The 6,794-nt window shown below is 42.1% G+C and carries 5 protein-coding genes and 1 pseudogene; 3 read left to right on the forward strand and 3 right to left on the reverse strand.

Features of this window, described 5'->3' with window-relative positions; translation table 11 throughout:
* Positions 1 to 103 precede the first annotated feature (103 nt).
* The 3 genes from H6G26_RS36790 to H6G26_RS36800 form a co-directional block, all read right to left on the reverse strand.
* The gene (locus H6G26_RS36790; RefSeq protein ID WP_190736426.1) at positions 104 to 2,338 is read right to left on the reverse strand and encodes an ATP-dependent RecD-like DNA helicase; all 2,235 of its coding nucleotides are present in this window, start codon (positions 2,336 to 2,338) and stop codon (positions 104 to 106) included.
* 281 nt (positions 2,339 to 2,619) lie between these two features.
* Complete coding sequence (locus H6G26_RS36795; protein ID WP_190736428.1) at positions 2,620 to 3,618, reverse strand: ParB N-terminal domain-containing protein; 999 nt, start codon at positions 3,616 to 3,618, stop codon at positions 2,620 to 2,622.
* A complete protein-coding gene (locus H6G26_RS36800; protein ID WP_242054207.1) occupies positions 3,561 to 4,178 on the reverse strand; it encodes a ParA family protein in 618 nt (205 codons plus the stop codon). Before H6G26_RS36800 ends, H6G26_RS36795 begins: the two co-directional genes overlap by 58 nt.
* A gap of 529 nt (positions 4,179 to 4,707) precedes the next feature.
* On the opposite strand from H6G26_RS36800, the gene H6G26_RS36805 reads away from it, so the two are divergent.
* From H6G26_RS36805 to H6G26_RS36815, 3 genes and pseudogenes are all read left to right on the forward strand, one after another.
* Positions 4,708 to 5,109: a hypothetical protein gene (locus H6G26_RS36805; RefSeq protein ID WP_190736430.1), complete on the forward strand. Its 402-nt coding sequence runs from the start codon at positions 4,708 to 4,710 to the stop codon at positions 5,107 to 5,109.
* Between the two features lie 57 nt (positions 5,110 to 5,166).
* On the forward strand, positions 5,167 to 5,673 hold the full coding sequence (locus H6G26_RS36810) for a hypothetical protein (RefSeq protein ID WP_242054208.1): 507 nt from the start codon (positions 5,167 to 5,169) through the stop codon (positions 5,671 to 5,673).
* Positions 5,674 to 6,089: 416 nt separating this feature from the next.
* A pseudogene (locus tag H6G26_RS36815) lies at positions 6,090 to 6,794 on the forward strand (hypothetical protein); the annotation flags it as partial.

Consider the following 6,794-nt stretch of genomic DNA (forward strand, 5'->3'; position numbering starts at 1 on the left):
CTCCCCCTCACAATGATTATCATTTTAATATTGAGTGAGATTTAATTTCCTCAAAGCCTTATGTAGTTTGAGTCTTGGTGTATTTCATACTGATTCAGGCTTGTCAATATTTAGATGCGTTTGCCCTGAACCTTGTGTAGCGCCGTTGGTCATCGGTAGAGCGCACCGCCAGAGATATTGCTTTTTTTGCTCCAACCACGATCGCTAACTTCTTGGCACGGGTCAGCCCAGTGTAAAATAGATTCCGAGTCAACATCATGTAGTGCTGCATATAGATTGGCAAAATCACCACTGGATACTCTGACCCCTGGCTTTTATGAATAGTCACGCACCACGCTAGCGCAATTTCATTGAGGTCAGCGTAATCGTAAACCACAGTCCGCTCACCATATTGCACTGTAACTTCCTGCTCTACAGTATCAATGGTGAGGATAATTCCTAAGTCGCCGTTGAAGACTTCGCGGTTGTAGTCGTTGGTCAACTGGATAATGCGATCACCCTCGCGTAACAAATTCCCACCTCTGTTAATCTCCACCTTGTCGGGGGCGGGTGGATTAATCAGCTGCTGTAACACGGTATTAAGATTGCGAGTACCCACAACTCCCCGTGTCATTGGGCAAAGCACTTGGACATCAGTAGCAGGATTAAAACCTAAGTCGGGGAGCAAGTCTGTAATCAACTCGCAGATTGCTTGCACTCCATGTTCAGGCTGATGACCTCCGCCATGCCATAGACAATCAGACACAGGATTGTCAGAGATTGCCTCGATTGTGGGATAAATTCCTCGGTTAATTTGATGAGCAGCAGTGATAATTGCGCTCTGTTGGGCTTGTCGAAATACTTGGGTTAACCGCACCACGGGAACTCGCCCAGAATTGATCAAGTCAGCCAGTATTTGACCTGGACCTACAGATGGTAGCTGGTCAATATCACCCACCAACAACAGTAGAGCGCCAGCCAATACTGCTTTAACCAAGGAGTAAGCCAGAAACAAATCAAGCATCGATGCTTCATCAACGATAATTGCTGTATGGGGCAAAGGATTCTCACTGTCACATTTAAATCCTCTTGTCCGGGGGTCAAATTCCAACAAGCGATGAATAGTCTTTGCTTCAAGTCCAGTCATTTCACCCAAACGTTGAGCAGCCCGTCCAGTTGGTGCTGCCATTGCAATAGATTTCCCCATTGCTTTCCATAAACTAACTATGGTGTGGGTAGTGAAAGTTTTTCCAACGCCAGGGCCACCAGTGAGGATCATGATTTTGGAGTAGGCTGCTGTTTCTACAGCTTGGCGTTGCTGTTCTGAAAGCTGAATTCTACGGCTGACTGTAAAGCGGTCAATCCAATCACGCACACGCTCAATGTCAGTGCCAACAGGATTTTCCAAGCGTTGGCGTATCAGTTGAGCTAAATTCTGTTCCGTATGAAAGTAAGTCGGCTTGTAGCAAAGTAGCGTTTTTTCTTCATCCCACTCTCTAATCAGGTCGTCTGTTAAAGCCATATCTTTAATAATGATCGCCACCGCTTCTTCTGTGGGCTGATGAGATTCGGTAGCCAGCAGTTTGATTACCGATTCAATCAATTCGCTTTGTGGCAGGTAACAGTGGCCATCTTCGGCAGCTTCACTTAAACAGTGGATAATTCCTGCACGGTAACGAAATTCTGAGTCAGGCGCAATTCCGATATTTCTCGCAATCTTGTCAGCAGTCAGAAAACCAATACCGTAGATGTCGACTGCTAGCTGGTAGGGGTTATTGGTGACAGTGGCGATTGCCTCATCCTTATATTGCTTGTAAATCTTCACAGCATAGGTAGTAGAAACACCATGCCCTTGGAGAAACACCATCACTTCTTTGATCGCTTTCTGAGTTGACCAAGCGTTTTTGATGAGAGTGATGCGCTTTTTGGCAATACCTTGGACTTCAATAAGTCGGTCAATTTGGTTTTCGATGATGTCCAGGGTTTCTAGCCCGAAGTGAGCAACAATCCGTTTTGCTGTGACTGGGCCAACACCTTTAATCAACCCACTACCCAAGTATTTTTCAATTCCAGTAAGAGTGGCTGGTTTGGTTTCTTTGTAGTTGACTACTTGGAACTGCGGGCCAAATTGTGGATGGTCACGCCAGAAACCAGTTAGTTGTAAAGTCTGCCCTGGCTGGATATTAGCAAAGCTGCCTACGATTGTGGTTAAGTCAGTGGCTCTGGCGCGGGTTAAGCGTGCCACGGTGTAGCCTGACTCCTGGGAATAAAAGGTGAGTCTTTCAACTACTCCAGTAATGGTTTCATGCTGGAGAGAAGCATTAACTTGCTGTTGGGAGTGGGCTGGGGAAGTGGACATTGCTTATTTAAAAATGCCGCACATTATTATAGGCCTGCAATTCCATTAAATATAGTACTTGCGTACTAAAATGTATACTTTTGCCGGATGTTTCTATAATAAATCTCCAGGCATCCATGAAAGCCCTTATCCACCGGACACTGTGCGAACAGGTTTTCATCCCCAAAAATATAAGGGTGTACAAACTCTCCTACTTAATTTGGAAGAGAGCTTTTATCTTTGGGATCTCTCTAAAACTCTAACTGTAAGCTGCTTTGCTAAATGACCCAAAACATTTTGGGTCACTTTTCTTGTAAAAATTCTTCTATTTTTACTAGCAAGCTTTCCGCTTCTTGGAGCTGATGTGGATCTTTTTCAATATTTTTCAGAGATTTTTTGAATTGCTTGTAAGCACTATCTAATCTAGTTCGGATAGGGTTTTCTGAGCTTGGTTTAAGAGCTTTAACCCTCTTTTTAATTTCAGCAAGTGAAAGATTGTTGGCAATTGCTTCCGATAAAAGTTCTTGCCTGATACCAGGCTCGTCAATTTTTGCAATCTCTAGTCCTTTGGTGTATTCAATTTTTCCTTGACGAACAGCTGACAAAATTTCTTGAGGTTTTTTCAACAAAGGAAGCCTAGTTTTGACAAAAGATTCCCAGGTAATTCCACCACAAAATGCAAAGACTGCTTGAATTTTGTCAAACTGAGGATGATCTAAAACGTTTTGGAGACCTGAGCGACGTTTGAGATTATCTATTTGATACAGCAGACTTATAGCTTCTTCAACAGTTGCTTCAATTGCTAAAGAAAGGAGTTTCAAAGTACCATCTAAGTCTTCTAAGGCACTAAAATCTCGACGATTTTTGTTTTCTGCAAGTGATGCTTTGAAAGCTTCAAGGTTGTTCCAGTTAAAGATTCTGACAGGAAGTGGATCGATTTCTGCAAACTCAGAACCATGATAGCGGCGTTTTCCAGCAACAAGTTCATATTCATCAGGCAACGTATTGCTTACTGGACGAACCCATAGTGGAGAGTGAATACCATTCGGTTTCAGGTCATTTAGTGCCCAAGCTTTTAGTTCATCCTGGTCATAGTAGTAGCGCACAGGCTGTCCACCTGGTACAAAACTGAAAGTTAGATGAATTTTACTACGGGGTATCCATACTACTCCTGAATCCTTACCTGCTTCATTCGGAATTATCTCGCTTTCGTCCGTATCAGGAGTAAAGCTTAAAATCTGTTTTAGGTTAGCAAGTCTTTGATTGGTTCCAGCTTTGCTAGTTCCTTCCAATCTTCCCATGCTTTTTTTCCTCCTCTTTTAATTTCATAAATTGGTTTCCCCTCGGCAGATGCATGTTCATAAACTTTTAACCGTTGGATTCCTTGTTCTAACACAGGTAAACCTTGTTCTCTAAGCGTATGAAAAGCAATTTCCCCGTCCGGCTCTGATGATGGAGGTACAACAGTTAACAGAACAGAATATTTAGTTTTTGGTGGAAAACTTTGAACCATCATGTTCAAAGCACTCATTGAGAGAGCAGAAGGAGTTGTAATAGCTAAAAGCAAATCACATCCGTCAACTAGCTCTTTAATTTCAGCAGAACTTGGTCGTGCAGGGGTGTCAATGACAATAAAATCAAAGTTCTCTTTTGCCATTATTCGATTAGCTGTATTTTCTGTAGCAACTTGAAAGGGTAGATAGCCGCGAGATCCCCAAACGGATGCTGACCGATTAGGATCATAATCAATGAGCAAAACTTTATATCCTTTCTGTGCGAACAGGCAAGCCAGACACACTGATGAGGTAGTTTTGCCCACACCCCCTTTAAAGGCAGTCAGTGTTACAAATTTGGTCGCCAAAATTCTGTTTCCGTTACTCGTGATTGAATTGCATTCTACCTTGCTCTAGCGGAGTTATTTACTTTATGAGAGTTTTTATAGATATTTGTACTGCTGACCCAAAACGTTTTGGGTCATTCAATATACAACTTCAACAACCGGAGTCAAGTATAAGCCTGGTGATTGTACTACTAATGAGTTATCAGTTGTGATTAGAATGTCTTAGCTAACAGGCTGATACCACGAGATTATTTTACCTAAAACGTTAAGGATACTTTCTTATTAAGTAATGCCACAGCCTTCCAAATAGAGAAAGTGACAGTTAAAATACGATTGTTCCACAGTTCGGGTAAGTTCAGTTAAACAGAAATGTCAATGAAATCTATCCAACGTTCATCCAAACCACTTTTTCCCTCAGCCAAAATCCAACAACTCAACCCGAAAGCCTGAACTTGTTGCTTACCGACCATTAGAGCAACCCCCAGTTACACTTCAGGCAGACCCAACTCCCAGTGATTACTCGCCGTCAGTAGAGCAGCAAGCCCAAACGGTGCCTCCTTTCACGTCAAAGAGGAAGGTTTCTGAGAAACCGCAACATTTAGAAAAAGGCAAAGCCAAACGTATCTCTCCTGACAAGAAAAAATCTAATTCACTGCAACAGCCCCAATTCACACTTCGAGAGGATGAAGAAGAGTTACTACCAGAGTGCTGTGAACATATCCAATTTTTGGACTGCGAGAAACGAGTGGGGCGCGTGATATTCGAGTGTTGGCACTGTCACCAGGGAATAATCTGTGAGTACACTGGAGAACCTATGATGGGAGAATACAAAGGCCATCCTTCACTAATTCAGGTGAAAGTCCAATGTCCTAATTGTGAGCAGACGGCGATTAGATTAACAACGGGTCAGGTGCTTTCAACAACAGCGATTCCTTCACCTTGGCAGGAATGATGGCACACTCCCTCTTCAAGAGTAATTGGTGAAAGATATTTACGATTGATAATGCAAATGAGATTTTTACCCTCAATAATAACTGCACTAACGGCACTGACACTAACTAGTTGCAGCACTACTACTGCTGAACAGTATGAAGCTACAGCACTCACCAGTTACACCTGGCAAGTTAAATATGCCAATGATCTAATTAGTCAACCACAGCCACGAATTGAAACTTTTGCGAATACTTCAATGTTGAATCGGAATGGATTCAAACCGCCAGGAGCAGTTGTTGGCCCAGATGACCGAGGGTTATGGTGGCCTACTTTACCGCCGCGGCCAAATGTTGATGAAGTTGAACAACGCAAAAAATCTCAAGAAGAGGCAGGCAAACCTGAATTGGTGAAAGATGTACAGTACAAACTGACCTATGGAGTGGGTAATACTCAGAACACGCTACCTACTAACTATGAAGTTTATCGACAAGTGGTAAAAGCTTACCCTCAAAGAACTCCTTTGGAATTGATTCTGGGTGTGAATGATAATTCAGTAGAGAAAGCTGAACCTGTAAGCAAGTAATAACGCACTCGTTACATAGTCAGCAAGAAGTTAAAGATCAAGACTGAATTGCTTTTCAACAAAATATTGATAGTAAAGTATAAATCAAAGAGTCAACGATGATCTAATTTAATTTCTGCTACGTTGATAAAAAAGATTTCAAAAATTCTTAATGGGGGCTATATGGGAGGCATATATACCCCAACAAAGCTTCAAGACTTTGATGACGTTTTGACCCCTATGTAGGGTACATATAGGTGATAAATGGGGTATATCTGACTAATTGAAATTTTGTGTCCCACTTAGCCCCCAACGGGATATGATAAGCTCTTGAGGCTGGACAAAAAGGGGGAGTTATTTTATTCTTCTCTACCTCTGCTTCTCCAAATCATCTCAACAGATAATTTTCACAAATTAAAGTGTATTACTTGGAGCCTATGTCAAACATTCACACCTTACAAAAAATTTTTCCTGCGGGTTTCGATAACGGTTACGGAAGTCTCAAACTTTTAGTCGAAGGCTTTGAAGTAGTTCGTGTGCCCAGCTATATTTCCACAGTAGAAATGGAAGATGTTCCAGGACGTGTAGTTTTTAACGGTACTGCTTACACAGTTGGAGAGTCAGCTTACCGTACAGGAAATTATTTTGACCGCAATACAGACAATAATGAAAATAAAGTCAACAACGCATTGTTGACTTTATTGGGTGCATTGGCACATCTCCCACACCGTAGGGCTTGGCACTTAAAATTAGTTGTTAGTTTACATGATGTTGGTCTGGCATCAGCACTAGAAAAAGTACCTAAATGGAGAATATCAGCCAATACTTGCTGGCAAACAATCAGATGTAAAAGTAGAAGTGCTGAAAGTTGTACTAGAGGGTATGGGTGCATTGTTTGGGCATCCACTACCAAAAAAATTAACCATTTTAGACTTTGGCAATGGTACGACCTTGTATTCCCGTTACAACCGGGGTCAGCGAGAAGTTCACACTGCCTACCCTATTGGTGTAGAAGTTCTCATCGATGATATCTCCCAAAAAATGAAACATTTAAATGGCGGAAAAATCGGAGATCCTTCCATTATCCGATTTTGTTTGGAAATGGGGCATACCCGATACAGCCGTGACATCGATATCAAAGA

The sequence above is a fragment of the Nostoc sp. FACHB-888 genome (assembly GCF_014696655.1).
In the GTDB taxonomy this organism is placed as follows: domain Bacteria; phylum Cyanobacteriota; class Cyanobacteriia; order Cyanobacteriales; family Nostocaceae; genus Nostoc.